Below are 14,680 nucleotides of genomic sequence, written 5' to 3' on the forward strand. Positions count from 1 at the left end.
AAAAACGCTTTCAGAAAACGTTTCCTCAGAACATAACCGACGTCCGGCCATCTGTCAACCAACGAGATCTACCCGGAGTGGGTGCTTGCGCGAACAATCAGTTCGCCGTGGAGAATTGCGTCCACTGGCGCCGAGTCGGCACCCGTCAAGGCGGCTTCCAGCGCGGCGACACCCGCTTCGAAGAAGGGGAACCTGACCGTGGTCAGCGCTGGCTGGGCATCCCGTGCGATGGCGATATCGTCAACCCCGCAGAGTGCGACAGCCCCGGGCACCGCCAGGTTCGCGGCCTCCAGGGCGCGCAAGGCACCGAGCGCCATGCGGTCGTTACCAGCGAGGACGACATCGGGTCGGCGCTCTCGCAGCGCCTCTTCGACCGCGTCGGCTGCATCGGTTCTCGTCACCGGCGTGTGAACAACTCGAATGTCGGACAACCCCGCACCCCGGAGCCCATCCTCATACCCGCGGGCGCGGTCACGGAATGCGTGGTGCCGCGCCCCTCCGGCGAGGATAAGCGCGGATCGCGGTGCGCTCCGGAGTACGTGATCCGTCAAGAGTCTCGCGGCGCCGTAATCGTCGAACCGCACGGAGGAGAATCGACCCGGCGGAGGTCCGACAACTACAACGCGGCCACCCTCACCCTCGAACCGTTCGAGCTCAGCGCTCAGCCCTGCGGCGATCGATTCGTCTGACACCCAGCCACCCGTAAGCACGACCGCGCGAGGACGAAGCTCGCAGAGCGAGATGAGGGCGGAAAGCTGAGAGTTGGGATCTCCGCCCGCAGATGAGACGGTACTGACTACTCGATTGGCCTGCGCTGCGGTCTCCATTCCGGCTGCCAGCTGACCCACGGCCTCCGTTCCAATGTCAGAGGCGAGCACTGCAACTACGTCCTGCCGGGTCCTCATCGCCCTGGCGGCCGGGTTCGCTGCATAGCCGAGGTCACGGGCGGCGGCGCGGATACGGTCCGACAGCTCAGCACCGACCGTGGGGTCGCCGTTCAGCGCGCGCGACACCGTTGACAGCGCGACGCCTGCCCGGGCTGCGACATCCCGAATGGTCACCGACCGGCCCCGCTCATATTCCACGGGGCTGCCTTCCAAGAGCTCGCTGCGATCCATGATGTGTCAGGATACCCACCGTGTCAGTGGATCCATCGGCGCCCCTACGCCCCCGTCGCGCCAGTCTTGAGGACGTCGCCAAGCGCGCCGGGGTATCCGTTGCGACCGCTTCGAGAGCGCTGAACGGCACGGGTACGGTGCGCGAAAGAACCGGTGCCAGAGTGCAGCTGGCGGCAGCAGAACTGGGGTATCGAGCTAACCTCGCCGCGCAAGCGATGGCTCGCGGCAACTCGCCGACAGTGGGCGTGCTGGTGGCCGACCTCACCGAAACGCTCTCCGCGTCGATCGCGCAAGGCGCGGTGCGAGCCGCTGCGAATGCAGGACTTCTCGCAACGGTCGCCTCGACCACCCGGGAAGAACCCGATTCCTCCGCACGCGCTGTCGCACGACTGTGCAGCCAGCATCCGCGAGCCATCATCGTGCAGGCGAAGGCATTGAGCGGCGACCCCGCGATTCGGGGGACAGCCATGCGAAGTCTCGTCGACTATCGCGCCGAAGGAGGGCGGGTGGTAGTCGTGGGCGAGACCATTAAGCCATTCGACGCAGCTGTCGTCGACGAGCACCCCGGCATTGCGGAGCTTGTGGACGCACTTCGTTCTCGCGACTACCACCGACCCGCCATTTTGCTCGGCACCGAGGCTGCGCGAGTGGCGGCCCTTCAGAACGCGTTCGCCGAGTGGGGGCTCGCGCCCGAGTTGCTGAAATCTCCCGGCGATGGTCGCGAGAGCGCGTTTGAATCCATAGTTTCGCTGGGCGCCAACGGAGTCCGTGCCTTCGACGTGATCTGCTGCACTACCGACACGGCCGCCATCGGGGCAAGTGCGGCACTTCGAACTCTCGGGCTAACGCCCGGCGCGGACGTCGCAATTGCAGGTTTCGGCGGGGGCGACTATGCAGAGGACGTTCGGCCCCGACTCACCACGGTTGAGCTTCACCCCACCATCCTCGGCCAAGTCGCGGTCGAAGCAGCCCTTGGCCACGAAGCTCCTCGGCCGCTGGTCGCTCACGCCCGAATAAGAGAAAGCACACCATCCCGCGTCGCCGTCGGCGGATAATGGCGCCAGGTCCCGTCGGCGGCCTTCATCACCTCACCGACCACCTCGGTCGCGCCCCGCTGGAATGGCCCCCTCACCAAGCGTCGGGTCATGAGCACCCACGGATACACCTCGAGAAGTTCTAATCTCGTTGACTCCGCAAAAAGGGGGTCGGGCTGGGTTCCTGCGCAGGCTGGTCGAGGCTCAGCGCGCTGTTAGTGGACACGCTCCGAACAATCAACTCGGCCGGCGGGCTGCCGCCTGGCGGCATACAGGCCGGATGCTGGCATGAATCCTCGCAGCATCGACATTGGGATCCTCGTGGGCGCAGCGATCTGGAACGGTATCGGGCCCATGCCAGCGATGCTCAGTTTCAGGGGTTGGATGGCTTACTCGGCGTTGAGGAGTATCGCCCCGCGGATTGCTCATCTGAACGACCGCGGGCAAGGTGTCGACGACGCGCAGGCGGAGACTAGAACTCCCCGATCGCCACCCCCAGCCGCAGGTACAGGTCGGTGACGGCTTCGTTGTTCACCCGGTACCTTACCCACACGCCGCCGCGGGACTGACCCTCGCTCATCGGAGGGTCGGCGATGACGAGTCCCGCGGTCTCCAATTCGACAAGGCGGGGATGGATCGTCGTCGGACCCAGCGCCAGAGCATCGCAGATCGGCTTCATCGTGGTGTCCGGGTTGACACGCACATAGCGCAGGATCGCAGCTTTGACGAGGTTGCCCAGGAGCGCGATGGGTTCTTCAGCGTCTTCGGAGCCGGCCGGTTGCGCGAGTCGGGGCATGACGCCATTGTGCCGCGCCCACCAGGTGTCGGTCCAGCCAGCCATCCCGTTTAGTTGTTTACTTTGAGACTATCTTGTTATACCGTATGGCTCATGCTCGGACACCAGGCATCCCCTCGATCGGCGAGACGGTCGATTGAACGCGTCGTGTCCCCCGAACGGCGGACAGACATCTGCCTGATTGCGGGTCTAAAATCTGGCGCTGGCGCTGGTCTGCGAGGTCACTCCTCCCCAAGTACATCAATGCACGGAGTTATACACAATCTCCTGATTCTGGAGTCCACCGGTAGCTGGGCCGTGCGTAGACTGCGTGCACGGCGACCGTCCCCCAGCGCGTCCCGTCCGCGCACGGTTGCCGTCCTGAATGATCAGGAGGGCTGATCGGTGACGACGAACCAGACGCCAGGACGCCGCGGACTCGTGTGGGCCATCGTCGGCGGGCTGGTCCTCATCGCCGGGGTCGTGGCGATCGTCGTGAGTTCTCTGCTTGCACAGCCCGCACCGGGTCCGACCGGGAACAACACACCCCAGCCGACTGCCTCGACGTCAACGGCGGAGCCACCGACCGGTGACATCGTCGACGCGTCAGTCGCAGATCAGGGCTGGCTTCCGGAGCCGATCACGACGGACCGCGAGGTGTACATTCGCGCCGCCCTCAAAGCCGCCGCCACCTTCGACACCACGAAGGGCACCCGAGAATCGTGGCTCGACTACCTCGACACCTGGTTCACCCCCGACACCCGCTACACGTCGGAAGCAGACCAACAGACATCTGTCGACGACGCGCAGGTCGAGTTGCGAACAGGAGTCGTGCTGCCTCAGGAGGAGTGGGACTCACTGGCCAGTGAAGACGGACGTGTGGTCGCAACGACCACGGGTGACGTCGTGTACGTGCCGGTGACGGATGACACGTCGGGTGACATGTCGATCGGCACGTCGGATGTGACGATGACGTTCACCCGGTCCGATGGCGGCGGCGGGGAGACGTCGTATGAGGAGCGGGTGCGGGTGAGCGTGCAGGTGCTGTGCGGTCCCAGGTCGGTGCCGACACCGGATTCCGCGCAGCGGGCGGGCGATTGCAAGGTGGTCCGCTACTTCACGGAGCCGTTGGAGCCCTGACATGGGAGCCCCGGTGATCACCGCCGCAGCCCTCAACTCGAGGACTGGCCGGAAGATCCTGACAGGGGCACTCCTGATCGTCACCCTCGTCGCCGCACTCGTGCTGACCCCGTTGCTGGCGATCCCGTTCGCCTTCGCGGGCAGCGCAGCCGGCTCGGTGCCGACGAAGGTTGAGGCCGTCCCGGTCGCGAGCGGCGAGTGGGCGTTCCCGCTGGCCGGCGGCTATTCGAAGGGACGTGGTTTCGGCTACAACCCGGTACAGGGCTGCGGCTACTGCTCCACCAACCACCAGGGCTACGACATGGCCCAGGGCTGCGGCGCCACAATCTACGCCGCCGGTCCCGGACGGGTGATCACCGCAGGATCGTGGCAGGGCTACGGGAACACGGTCCGCATCGATCACGGGGATGAGCTCGTCACGCTCTACGGGCACATGCAATGGGGATCACTACGCGTCTCCGTCGGCGACCAGGTCGCCGCGGGGACACCGCTGGGGGCGGAGGGCAACACCGGCAAGTCGTTCGGTTGCCATCTGCATTTCGAAGTTCAGAAGTCCGGAACTCCGGTAGATCCGGAGCCGTTCATGGCCAGCCAAGGCCTGCAACTGAAGTAGCAACCAGCAAGGAGCAGCCCATGCGCGCACTCATCGTCCCGGCGGATGTCGACGTTCCCGACATCCAACCGGACTTCTCCGCCCCGTTCTTCCAAGGCTTCCAAGTCGTCGCGTCCTACATCCTCGCCGGCGCGATGCTCGTGGTGCTGATCATGCTGATCATCGCCGGCGCCGCGCTGGCATTCCGTGGACTGGCGAACGATCGGGTGCGGACCTGGGCGGGCGAGAACATCCTGTGGATCTTCATCGCCGCCGCCGTGCTCGGCGCCGCATCCGGCCTGTTCGCGTGGTTCGTGAACTTCGACTTCGGCTTCTGATGAACCTCCGCTGGGTGCTCCGGCTCGGCCTCGCTACAGGTCTCGCGCTCGTGCTCGGATCAGGCACCGCAGCCCATGCGGCCCTGGTCGAGACTGCGGCTCCGGTGTCGCTGGCCACCGTGACGGGAGAACCGTGGTCGGCCCCCGCAGCGCCGGTCGACTGCCAGACCGCCAGCGGGCAAGTCACCTGCACGCCGACAGATCCGACCAAGGTCACCGCGCAGCAGTGCTTCATGGGCGTTGCCCTTGCGGGTCAGAAGGCCACCGTCTGCACGACGTACGAAGGGCACATCCCGGCGATTCAAGCCGACGGAGGAAAGGCTCTCACAGTGAAGTACGGGTGCAGCCTTGGCGATGCGGTGTGCCTCACGTTTGAGAACGCGGGGCGCGGGATGGCGTTGACGGCGACCGGGGTGATGTTCCTGGTCGCGGACAACATGCGGTTCGACACGTCGACGCTGTTGTGGTCGGCGGCGGTGGATCAGTGGTCGTTCTGGCAGTGGGCGATCCTGATCATCACGTTCGGGGCGATGGTGTGGGCGATCGCCGCCGCCGTCGTCTCCGGCGACCGGGACGAGCTGGTCGGCGCGCTGGTACGGACGTTCATCGCGATCCCGGCGGTGCCGATCACGCTGTGGCTGACCGGTCATCTGTTGAACGCGGTCGACGACATGACCTGGTACATCCTCAACGGCGACGGGCCGGCATCGTTGTACTCGACGTTGCAGTCGGTGATGTGGGCGGGCGGGCAGGCGAACTACTTCTTCGCGTTCCTGATCCACGGGCTGCTGATGCTGGGGATGTTCTTGCTGATGTTGGTGTTCGCGTTCCGCAACATCGCGCTCGCCGCGCTCATCATGGTGGGCCCGGTGGCGTGGATGCTGTTCCCGGTGCGCCGCATCGGCCCGCAGTGGGTCGTCGGGTACCTGTCCGCGGTGATGGTGTTGCTGCTGACCGCACCGCTCACGATCGGGTTCGTCACGCTCATCGTGCAGGGACTCGCGTCGGTGAAGACGATCTGGAATCCGCAGTCGTGGCCGTTGCTGATCGGTTTGGTGCTGGTGGCGTTCGCGCCGTTCGCGATCTTCGGGCTGTTCAGCTTCACTGGCGCGGTCGCCGCCGACAGCATCGGCTCCCGGCTCGGCTCCCACGGTGGCCGGATGGCCGCGACCGGCGCCCGCGGGGTCGCCGCCATCCCCACCCGCCTCGGCGGCCTCCCGTCTGGGATCCGCCCGTCCGGCACAAGCCCGTCGTCCAGCGGACCTGCCGCGAAGCCGGCGGCCGCGCGGTCCGGGCAGGCGAACGCGCCGCGCGGTGTGGCCGCTCCCGCGCAGAGTCGCACGCCCGCCCCGGGCGGTGGCCGGCCATCGACCTCGTCGGCCTCGGGGCCTCCGTCGGGGAGGCCGCCGTCGGCACCGTCACCGCAACCGCCTCGATCTGAGGGGAGTCCGTCATGAGCACCACACCCGAGTACCTGCGTCCGGTGCGGTTGCCGCGCCGGTCCCGGCAGGGCGTCGTCATGGGGATGGACGGGTGGCAGATCGCGTTCCTCACCGCTGCCGCCGTGGTCGTGCTGGTCTTCGTGAACCGGTTCGGGCCACTTGGGCTCCTCTACGGTGCGCCGCTGTACCTGCTGTTCGGGATCACCGCGCTCACCAGCATCCACGGCGTCTCCACGCCGCGAATGGCGGGCCTGTGGCTGATGAAGCAGGTCCGTCACACTGCCGGTGCCACGACGCAGACGTTCCGCCCCGAACAGCCCCGACTCACTGGGACATTGAACCTGCCGGGGACGCGCGCGTCGATCCAGCTGTGGGACAGCAACGGGACGGCCGCGGCGTACAACCCGCACGACCGGTCCGTGTCGGTGATCGCGGAACTGGAGGTGCAGGGGTTCCTGATGCACGACCTGCCGGAACGGTTCGACCTGGCTGAGCAGTTCGACCGCGTGCTCGGCCCGTTCACGCAACGGCCGGGGGTGAAGCGGGTGACGCTGCAGGAACGCACCCTGCCCACCACGATCCGTGCCGCCCGGGAGCATTACGAGACGGTGCGGCGCGTGCGGGACCTGAACCCGGAGTCGCCGGTGGCCCGCAACTACCAGGACGTGATGGACCACGCCGAACGGTTCGAGGTCGCGCACCGCAACTACCTCGTCCTCACCCTCGACCTGGTCACCCTCGGCTCCCAGCTGAAGGCGCTCGGCGGCGGGAAGGACGCGATCGTCGCGCTGGCGCACATCGAGGCCGGGAACCTCGCTGACGCGCTGTCGGCGGCGAAGATCAAGGTGCGGCGCTGGCTGTCCCCCCGCGAGGTCGCCGCGTTGGGGAGGTTGGCGTTCGATCCGGAGTTCGCCGCGACCGTGCAAAACCGCCCCGACACCCTCACCGGCGTGGACCCGGTCGCGATCGGGCCGATGTACCTGGACGAGCCGAAGGGCCGCAACGGGATCGTGGTCACCGACTCCGCGGTGCACACCACCATGTGGGTGCACGAATGGCCCCGCTCCGACTCCCCCGTCGGATTCCTCTCCCCGATCGTCTTCGCCCGGCACCCGCACACCGGGGAAGCGATCACCCACATCTTCTCCATCGTCCTCACCCCCGTCCCGGTCAGTAAGGCGTTGAAGCGGATCCGAGACGAGAAGAAGGTGTGGCGCGGCAACGAGAAACTGCGCGCCAAGCGCGGCGCGGACGGGTCGGCGGCGGATGCCGCGGATTGGAAGGCGCTCGAGCAGCAGGAGCAGGAGATCGCCAACGGGCACGGCGAGTTCCAATACGGCGCCTACCTCACCGTCACCGCCCCCGACGAAGAACGCCTCGACCAAGCCATCGCCGGAATGCGCAACGCACTGTCACGGGCGGGCATGGAGGCGCAGATCCTGTACTGCCAGCAGGCCGAGGCGCTGATGGTCAACGCGATCCCGATCGGGCTGGGGATGAAGTGATGACCCGCCACGCCGCCACCTTCACCCCCACCGGCCTCAGCCGGCGCGAGAAGCGCGACCTGCAGAAGCAGCTCACCCAAGCCCGCACCGAGGCAACGCCGGCCGGGTCGTCGCGGCGGGACCGATCACTGCCGGAGCCGGCCGTTCCGGGGCCGTTCGGGCCGGGGATCACGCAGGGCGGGTACTGGAATCTCGCGAAGGCGTGGATCCCCGCGCATCAGGCAACCTCGCAACACATCGCCGGGATCTACCCGTTCGTCGCCGACAGCGGCCTCGGCCACCGCGGCCCCATCCTCGGCGTCGACCTGAACGCCGACGCGCTCTGGCATTTCTCCCCGTGGGAGGCGTACGTCGACGCCACCGAACGCGGCACCTTCTCCACGAACATCCTGGTGCTCGGCGCCTACCGGGGCGGGAAGTCCGCCACGGTGAAGACCCTCGTCACCCGCTCCATCGCGTTCGGCCACCAGGTCGTGGTGCCGTCCGACCCGAAAGGCGAATGGGTGACCGTGGCCGAAGCGATCCCCGGCGGGCGGGTGATCCGACTCGGCGGCGGCACCGGCACCCGCCTCAACCCCCTCGACCGCGGCCCGCGCCGCACCGGCACGTCGGATGAGCAGCACGAGCAGATGGTCAAGCAGCGCCGCATCGGCACCCTCATCGCCCTCATCGAGATGACCCTCGGCAACCGGCTCACCGCGGTCGAGCACGCCGCCATCCTCGACGCCCTGGAACGGTGCATCACCCGCACCGGCGACCGCCCCACCCTCCGCGGCGTGTACGAGGAGCTCGGTCACCTCGCCGGCGACACCCAGGCGGCGTTCCGGGCTGCGGAGGGGGCGATCCAGCCGCGGTTCGTGCTGCGCCGATTCGTGGAGGGCGATCTGTCCGGGTTGTTCGAGGACGAGTCGACGTTGGAGTTTGACCAGGACGCCCCGATCGTGGTCACCGATACGTCCGAGTTGTTCGCCCGCGGGGATCTGGCCGCGCAGCTCACGCAGGTGTGCTCGACGGCGTGGATCCAGGCCGTGATCAGTGACAGGGCGGCGCGGCGGACGCGGTATGTGGTGCGGGAGGAGGGGTGGCGGGACATGACGTCGCTGGCGTCGCTGCAGATGTTCCAGCAGTGGCTGAAGCTGTCGCGGCATTACGGGATCAGCAACATCGTGATCCTGCACAAGATGGGCGATCTCGACGCCGTCGGCGAAGAGGGCTCGTTGGAACGGTCCCTCGCCTACTCGATCGTCGGGGACATCGAGAACAAGTTCATCTTCCGCGTCAACCACCAAGAACAAGCCGCGCTCCGCACCCGGTTGAATCTGCCGGGCCCGCATGTCGAGATGGCGCGGCAGCTGCGCAAGGGCGAGTTCCTCGCCTACGTCGGCCAGTACTCCTACCTGGTGGACTGCTTCGCCACCAGCACTCCGTGGGAGTACGAGTTGTTCGCCACTGACGACGCCGTCGGCCCCGCCGACCAGGACGATGCCACCGTGCGGGTCATCGATACCGGCGCGCTCGACGACTACTGGCCCCAACCCGCAGACCCAGCCGATGCCGGTGTGGATGGCTGGCTCACTGCTGAGACCCGCGACCTGACCGAGGAGCTGTGATCATGACCACCGTCATCCACCCCCGCACCTACGCGACCGTCACCGGCCCCACGGCGACGTTCATCACCACCGACGGGCACACCGAACCGCTCACCGCCACGGCCGACGAGGACATCCGGCACGCGGTGATCCGCCGCGCCAGCGACGAGGCCCGCCGCACCGGCACCCCGGTCGAGCTCGTCACCTCCGGCGACCGCGGGCAACACCACCTGCTCGTCGACCCTGCCGGCGACCTCACCCTCATCCCCATCACGGCAGGCGCCGCGATCGGTAACGAGGAGGGGTCAGATGAGGATGATCTTCCTCTGGGGCCGTACCAGGACATCGACGACACCATCACGACTCGACGTGGAGAGGAGGTGAGGGAAGCGACTTCGCAGCCGGACGCACTCCTCGCAGGTTCCGCGCCGGCTGCGGAGTCCCCCCGCCCCACCTTCCTCACCCCCACCACCGACACCACACCCCCGGTCACCGGGTGGCGCGGGATCCTCGCCGGCCTCGGCATCACCGTCCGCCCCTCCACAGCCGAGGTGCGGCGGGCCGAGGAGCGGGCGCTGGTGGCCAGGCAGTGGGCGGGATGCCGCACCCTCGCCGTCGTCAATGGCAAGGGCGGGGTCGGCAAAACGATGACCACGGCCATGCTCGCCGCCGTCTACGCCCGGGAGGGTGGCGGGACGGTGCTGGCGTGGGACAACAACGACACTCGCGGCACTCTGGGCTGGCGCACCGAACAAGGCCTGTACGACACCACCCTCCGCGACCTCCTCCCTGCCGCCCCCGGACTGCTCACACCGGGCGCGGGGGTGTCGGACATCAGCCGGTACGTGCACCACCAGACAGCCGACCGGTACGACGTGCTCCGCTCCAACCCCGAACTGCTCGCCACCGACCAACGCATCCACGCCACCGACTTCGACCTGCTGATGCAGGTCGCCGCCCGGTTCTACCGCCTCGTCATCTTCGATTCCGGCAACGACGAATCCGCCGAACGATGGCTGCGGATGATCGACTCCTCCTACCAACTCGTCATCCCCACCCTCGCCAACCCGGAATCCGCCGAATCCGCCGCCCTCCTCCTGGACGCGCTCCGCGGCCGCGACGAACGCTCCGCCGCCCTCGCCGACCGCGCAGTGATCCTCGTCACCCAATCCGAACCCACCGGCACCACCGCGGCCCGCCGCATCGCGGACGGATTCACCGGCCATGTCCGCGCCGTCCACACCATCCCGTTCGACCCCGCCCTCAAAGCCGGACCGCTCCGATTCGACACCCTCCGCCCCCGCACCCGCGACGCGTGGCTCAGCGCCGCCGCCTCCGCCGCCGAAGGCCTCTAAGCCAGGTGCGACCGATGAATCAGAGCATCCTCGGTAAGGCGGCGGCGATCCTCATCGCGGCGGCGATGCTCCTCGCGCTCGCGTTCGGATTCATCGCCGAAGCCACCACCACGCTGACCTGCGGCACCCGCCCCGTCCCGGTGAATCTGTTCTCCGGTCTCGTCCTCGCCGTCACGGGCAACCCCGACACCTACACCGGAGAAACCGGCTGCACCCTGCCGGTCGCGATCATCCGCATCGTGGATGTGGTCGCGGTGCTGCTGATCGGTGGGCTGGCGGTGTGGATGGTGTTGGCGGTGCGCCGGTATCGGGAGTCGGATCGGGCGTTCATCACCGACCTGCGCACCCGCCCCGGGTTCGCCACCGCCTCCGAGATCCGCGACCACCTCTCCGCCAAAGCCGTCCTCCGCCGGGCCACACAGCTCCGACCCGACATCCCCAAGCCCACCGCAACCGATGTCGGATGGCGCGTCGGGCGGTCGCGAGAGCAGGACGTGTATGTGTCGATCGAGGACTCCGTCGCCCTCGAAGGACCACCCCGGTCCGGGAAGGGGTACCGGGTGCTGATCTCCGCCATCCTCGACTGGTCCGGCCCTCTCATCACCACGTCGACCACGAACGACAACCTCACCGCGACGATGCGGATGCGGCAGACCCGCGGCCAGGTCCATGTCTTCGACCCGCAGGGCCTCTCCGGCATCCGCCACCCCCTCCGCATCTCCCCGATCACCGGCTGCGAAGACCCTCTCGTCGCCATGCAACGCGGCACCGCCATCATCACCGGCACCGCCCTCGGCACCTCCCGAACCAACGAGGAATGGGCGCAAGCCTCCGGAGTCGTCCTCGGCCGGCTGCTGCACGCCGCGGCCGTCGGTGGGAAGACGATCTCCGAGCTGTATGACTGGGGCACCTCACCCGCGCAGACCCGTGCGGCGGTCGACATCCTGAAGACCGACGGCACCCCCGGCTGGGGCGACAGCCTGGACGCCACCATCTCCGCGGACGAGAAGCTCGTCTCCTCCATCTGGTTCGGCGTGCAGGGCGCCGTCGCCCCGCTCGCGGTTCCGCAGATCCGCGACGCCCTCCTGCCCCGCCCCGGCGACCCCGTGTTCGACCCGCGCGAGTTCCTCGACGCCGCGAACACGCTCTACCTCATCGGATCATCGTCCGGGGCCTCGGCGATGGGCGGATGGCTCGGTGCCGTGCTGGATGACATCGTCGAGGTCGCCCGCACCACCGCGCTCGCCTCCCCCGGGTCCCGGCTCCCCCACCCGCTCGGACTGATCCTGGACGAGATCGCGAACATGTTCCGGTGGGGCAACCTGCCCCGCATCATGGCGGACGGCGGCGGACGCGGGATATGCACCTTCATCGTGCTGCAAGCCCTCTCCCAGGCCGAGACGTCCTGGTCCCGCGCCGAAGCCGACACCATCTGGGCCGCCGCTACCGCCAAAGTCCTGCTCGGCGGCGCCAGCCACGTCGACCACCTCCGCGACGTCGAATCTCTCCTCGGCACGAGGGACACCCGGCGGGAGCAGCGTTCCTGGTCCACCCGCGAGGCCGGGCATTCCACCAGTGAGCATCTTGAGCGCCGCGCGCTGATGTCGGTCGACGAGATCCGCCGGCTGCCACCGAGCGTCGGGCTGCTCGCCTACCGCAACCGGCGCAGCGTGCTGCTCGACCTGGCCGGCTGGGACGAACGCCGCGACGCCCGCACCATCCAGTCCGGCAAGCGGGCGACCGAGCAGGAGCAGCGGGCCGTGTTCGACACGACCACCCGTGTCTCGAACTCCCGGACTGCCGAAATTCCGGAGTCCGAGAGTCCTGAACCGGTGGAAGAGGTGAGGGAAGAATGAGCAACCGTCGCCGTCCCGCGCTCTTCAACCTGTACCGCAACGAGTTCCTCCGCTCGAACGCGTGGTTCGCGCGCCGCGACCGCTGGTTCAGCCACCACGCCACCACCGGCCTGGCGCTCACCTGTGCCGGCTGCGGGCGGGTCGCGACCCGATCCCATTTGGAGCTGCACCATCTCGACTACCGGGGGGTCAAGATGAACGACGGCGAGTTCCGCGCGCTCGAGCGTCACGAGGACCTGGTGCCGATGCACCCGTACTGCCACGACCTGCTGCACCGGCTCATCGACCGCGACGCCGTCCTCTCCCGCAACCGCACCCGCCGTGCCGCCAGCCACCTCGCTCTCGCCCGGTTGCGGCAGAAGCTGCAGCCCGACCGCGGGGACGCCGCATGACCGACCTGCCCCCGCCGCCGGACTATGACGACGCTGTCGCGAACGATGTCTCCGGGTATGACCCGAACCACCGGTATGGGTCGTCTGAGCCGCTCGGCGCGCACATCATCAACTGGCGCACCCTCCCCGACCACAGGGCCCCCGACGCGTGGACGGCGCTGCGGGATTGGGTGGAGTGGTTCACCGTCCGCTACCGGATCTCCGAATCCGTCGTCCCCGCCTGCTGGTACAAGCACGGGCAGCTCGTCGAAGAACTCTCCGCCCTGCACACCGCGCACACCGTCGCGTTCGATTCCACCGACGCCGGCTTCGGCCCCATCGGCTGGCACGAACGCCTCAGCCTCGCCCTCCCCCGCATCGCGAAGGCATACTCCGGCGGCTGCGCCCGCGGCCACGACCCCCTCAAACCCCGCTCATGGCACGGGATCACCGATGAGCAGGAATGGAACGCGTGGACCACCCAGGCCCACGCCACCGAGACCCCTATTGCGGGGCCTCCTGAAAGAAGGGAAGAAGGATGACTACCAGGATCCCCGTCACCATCGAGGGCAACCTCACCAGTGACCCGGAACACGGCAACGCCGAATCGGGTAACGAGTACGCCCGGTTCACCGTCGCCGTCAACGACCGCCGCCTGAACGAGACCACCAACCGGTGGGAAGACGTCGGCACGGTGTTCCACCGGGTCGTCGTGTTCAATCAGCAGGCCCGGCACGTCGCCGACTCGCTCCGCAAGGGCGACAGTGTGATCGTCGCCGGCGATCTCCGGTTCGGCACGTATGTCGACAGGGAGACCGGACAGTCTCGGGAGACCCGCGACATCGTCGCGGACAACGTCGGCGCGTCGCTGAAATTCGCCGACGTCAGCGTCGACCGTTCCCCAAAAGCTAACGGCCCCGCAGCAGACGCTTCGGGGCCGATAGCGACACCGGCCTCGTACGCCGGCGCCGAACTGTCACGCTGACCTGAACCAACAGACAGCGGGGCGAGAGTCACTGTACTCTCGCCCCGCCGCTCTGCCCACCCAATGAAAACGGAGTTCCGGCTGGCTGGCGTCACATTTCCCCACCATCCGGACAACCACTCCCGCTCCGGCGTAGTGTCGGCGCAATGAGCGACCCTCTCGACGACGCGGAACAGCCGCGCTGTCCGGAATGCTCGGCAGTGCTGCGCGACGCCGGCCACGGCTTCGCCTGCCGCTCCTGCCGGATCGTGGTGATAGGCAGCATCCCCTCCGCCTGACCCTGGCGATCACGTCAACGGTCGGGGCTAGATGTAGCAGTGGTGCACGTGCCAGTCGGTCTCGGCCCGGTAGACGTCGAACACCGTCGCCTCACCCGCCTCGTCCGTCGCCTGGAACCGCCACCCATACAACCCACGAGACGGCTCGCCAGGGGTCGCCCAGATCGAGTCGCGCAACCGGGTCGGGATGTCGGTGACGCGCCACCGCCTGCCCGCGTAGAACATCCGCACCGGGATGTCGTCGACCATCCATAGAGTCACTTCGTGTTCTACCGCCACCTCGACCATGACACACAAGAATA

The 14,680-nt window shown here is 67.8% G+C and carries 16 protein-coding genes; 13 read left to right on the forward strand and 3 right to left on the reverse strand.

Translation table 11 applies throughout. The annotated features are described in order from the left end of the window. Positions 1–68: 68 nt before the first annotated feature. Positions 69–1,118, reverse strand: coding sequence for a LacI family DNA-binding transcriptional regulator (locus ACVN90_RS17095; RefSeq protein WP_475099399.1), 1,050 nt, complete (start codon positions 1,116–1,118; stop codon positions 69–71). Between the two features lie 20 nt (positions 1,119–1,138). Between ACVN90_RS17095 and ACVN90_RS17100 the strand changes: the two genes are divergently transcribed. Beyond that, complete coding sequence (locus ACVN90_RS17100; RefSeq protein ID WP_475099400.1) at positions 1,139–2,173, forward strand: LacI family DNA-binding transcriptional regulator; 1,035 nt, start codon at positions 1,139–1,141, stop codon at positions 2,171–2,173. A gap of 451 nt (positions 2,174–2,624) precedes the next feature. Here ACVN90_RS17100 and ACVN90_RS17105 read toward each other — a convergent pair whose 3' ends face one another. After that, a complete protein-coding gene (locus tag ACVN90_RS17105; RefSeq protein WP_475099401.1) occupies positions 2,625–2,993 on the reverse strand; it encodes a hypothetical protein in 369 nt (122 codons plus the stop codon). A gap of 339 nt (positions 2,994–3,332) precedes the next feature. Here ACVN90_RS17105 and ACVN90_RS17110 point away from each other — a divergent pair, with 339 nt between their 5' ends. The 12 genes from ACVN90_RS17110 to ACVN90_RS17165 all read left to right on the forward strand — a co-directional run bounded on the left by ACVN90_RS17110 (position 3,333) and on the right by ACVN90_RS17165 (position 14,378). Further along, positions 3,333–4,067 carry a hypothetical protein gene (locus tag ACVN90_RS17110; protein ID WP_475099402.1) on the forward strand — a complete coding sequence of 245 codons (735 nt, stop codon included), beginning with the start codon at positions 3,333–3,335 and terminating at the stop codon, positions 4,065–4,067. Between the two features lie 13 nt (positions 4,068–4,080). Beyond that, the gene (locus ACVN90_RS17115) at positions 4,081–4,680 is read left to right on the forward strand and encodes a M23 family metallopeptidase (RefSeq protein WP_475099403.1); all 600 of its coding nucleotides are present in this window, start codon (positions 4,081–4,083) and stop codon (positions 4,678–4,680) included. Between the two features lie 20 nt (positions 4,681–4,700). Further along, on the forward strand, positions 4,701–4,997 hold the full coding sequence (locus ACVN90_RS17120; RefSeq protein WP_475099404.1) for a hypothetical protein: 297 nt from the start codon (positions 4,701–4,703) through the stop codon (positions 4,995–4,997). Next, positions 4,997–6,454 (forward strand): hypothetical protein, encoded by a 1,458-nt coding sequence (locus tag ACVN90_RS17125; RefSeq protein WP_475099405.1) that lies wholly within the window; start codon positions 4,997–4,999, stop codon positions 6,452–6,454. Before ACVN90_RS17120 ends, ACVN90_RS17125 begins: the two co-directional genes overlap by 1 nt. Then, a complete protein-coding gene (locus ACVN90_RS17130; protein WP_475099406.1) occupies positions 6,451–7,944 on the forward strand; it encodes an SCO6880 family protein in 1,494 nt (497 codons plus the stop codon). The genes ACVN90_RS17125 and ACVN90_RS17130 overlap by 4 nt, the downstream gene beginning before the upstream one ends. After that, on the forward strand, positions 7,944–9,554 hold the full coding sequence (locus ACVN90_RS17135) for a hypothetical protein (RefSeq protein ID WP_475099407.1): 1,611 nt from the start codon (positions 7,944–7,946) through the stop codon (positions 9,552–9,554). The genes ACVN90_RS17130 and ACVN90_RS17135 overlap by 1 nt, the downstream gene beginning before the upstream one ends. Before the next feature lie 2 nt (positions 9,555–9,556). Then, positions 9,557–10,888, forward strand: coding sequence for a MinD/ParA family ATP-binding protein (locus ACVN90_RS17140; RefSeq protein WP_475099408.1), 1,332 nt, complete (start codon positions 9,557–9,559; stop codon positions 10,886–10,888). Further along, positions 10,849–12,744 (forward strand): type IV secretory system conjugative DNA transfer family protein, encoded by a 1,896-nt coding sequence (locus tag ACVN90_RS17145; RefSeq protein ID WP_475099409.1) that lies wholly within the window; start codon positions 10,849–10,851, stop codon positions 12,742–12,744. Before ACVN90_RS17140 ends, ACVN90_RS17145 begins: the two co-directional genes overlap by 40 nt. Next, on the forward strand, positions 12,741–13,136 hold the full coding sequence (locus tag ACVN90_RS17150; protein WP_475099410.1) for a hypothetical protein: 396 nt from the start codon (positions 12,741–12,743) through the stop codon (positions 13,134–13,136). Before ACVN90_RS17145 ends, ACVN90_RS17150 begins: the two co-directional genes overlap by 4 nt. Further along, entirely contained in the window at positions 13,133–13,657 is a 525-nt protein-coding gene (locus tag ACVN90_RS17155; RefSeq protein ID WP_475099411.1) for a hypothetical protein, read from the forward strand. The genes ACVN90_RS17150 and ACVN90_RS17155 overlap by 4 nt, the downstream gene beginning before the upstream one ends. Then, positions 13,654–14,100, forward strand: coding sequence for a single-stranded DNA-binding protein (locus tag ACVN90_RS17160; RefSeq protein ID WP_475099412.1), 447 nt, complete (start codon positions 13,654–13,656; stop codon positions 14,098–14,100). The genes ACVN90_RS17155 and ACVN90_RS17160 overlap by 4 nt, the downstream gene beginning before the upstream one ends. Before the next feature lie 146 nt (positions 14,101–14,246). Beyond that, positions 14,247–14,378 (forward strand): hypothetical protein, encoded by a 132-nt coding sequence (locus ACVN90_RS17165; protein ID WP_281176440.1) that lies wholly within the window; start codon positions 14,247–14,249, stop codon positions 14,376–14,378. Positions 14,379–14,405: 27 nt separating this feature from the next. Here the strand turns inward: ACVN90_RS17165 and ACVN90_RS17170 are convergent, their stop codons facing one another. Beyond that, positions 14,406–14,627, reverse strand: coding sequence for a hypothetical protein (locus ACVN90_RS17170; protein WP_475099413.1), 222 nt, complete (start codon positions 14,625–14,627; stop codon positions 14,406–14,408). Positions 14,628–14,680: the final 53 nt, after the last annotated feature.

The organism is Microbacterium sp. F01 (assembly GCF_056156365.1).

Excerpts from the sequence above, each read along its gene's own strand:
- ACVN90_RS17140 (WP_475099408.1), top strand. The coding sequence starts at position 9,557 with ATGACCACCGTCATCCACCCCCGCACCTACGCGACCGTCACCGGCCCC.
- ACVN90_RS17130 (WP_475099406.1), top strand. The coding sequence starts at position 6,451 with ATGAGCACCACACCCGAGTACCTGCGTCCGGTGCGGTTGCCGCGCCGG.
- ACVN90_RS17150 (WP_475099410.1), top strand. The coding sequence starts at position 12,741 with ATGAGCAACCGTCGCCGTCCCGCGCTCTTCAACCTGTACCGCAACGAG.
- ACVN90_RS17160 (WP_475099412.1), top strand. The coding sequence starts at position 13,654 with ATGACTACCAGGATCCCCGTCACCATCGAGGGCAACCTCACCAGTGAC.
- ACVN90_RS17170 (WP_475099413.1), bottom strand. The coding sequence starts at position 14,627 with ATGGTCGACGACATCCCGGTGCGGATGTTCTACGCGGGCAGGCGGTGG.
- ACVN90_RS17165 (WP_281176440.1), top strand. The coding sequence starts at position 14,247 with ATGAGCGACCCTCTCGACGACGCGGAACAGCCGCGCTGTCCGGAATGC.
- ACVN90_RS17095 (WP_475099399.1), bottom strand. The coding sequence starts at position 1,118 with ATGGATCGCAGCGAGCTCTTGGAAGGCAGCCCCGTGGAATATGAGCGG.
- ACVN90_RS17125 (WP_475099405.1), top strand. The coding sequence starts at position 4,997 with ATGAACCTCCGCTGGGTGCTCCGGCTCGGCCTCGCTACAGGTCTCGCG.
- ACVN90_RS17120 (WP_475099404.1), top strand. The coding sequence starts at position 4,701 with ATGCGCGCACTCATCGTCCCGGCGGATGTCGACGTTCCCGACATCCAA.
- ACVN90_RS17105 (WP_475099401.1), bottom strand. The coding sequence starts at position 2,993 with ATGGCTGGCTGGACCGACACCTGGTGGGCGCGGCACAATGGCGTCATG.
- ACVN90_RS17135 (WP_475099407.1), top strand. The coding sequence starts at position 7,944 with ATGACCCGCCACGCCGCCACCTTCACCCCCACCGGCCTCAGCCGGCGC.
- ACVN90_RS17155 (WP_475099411.1), top strand. The coding sequence starts at position 13,133 with ATGACCGACCTGCCCCCGCCGCCGGACTATGACGACGCTGTCGCGAAC.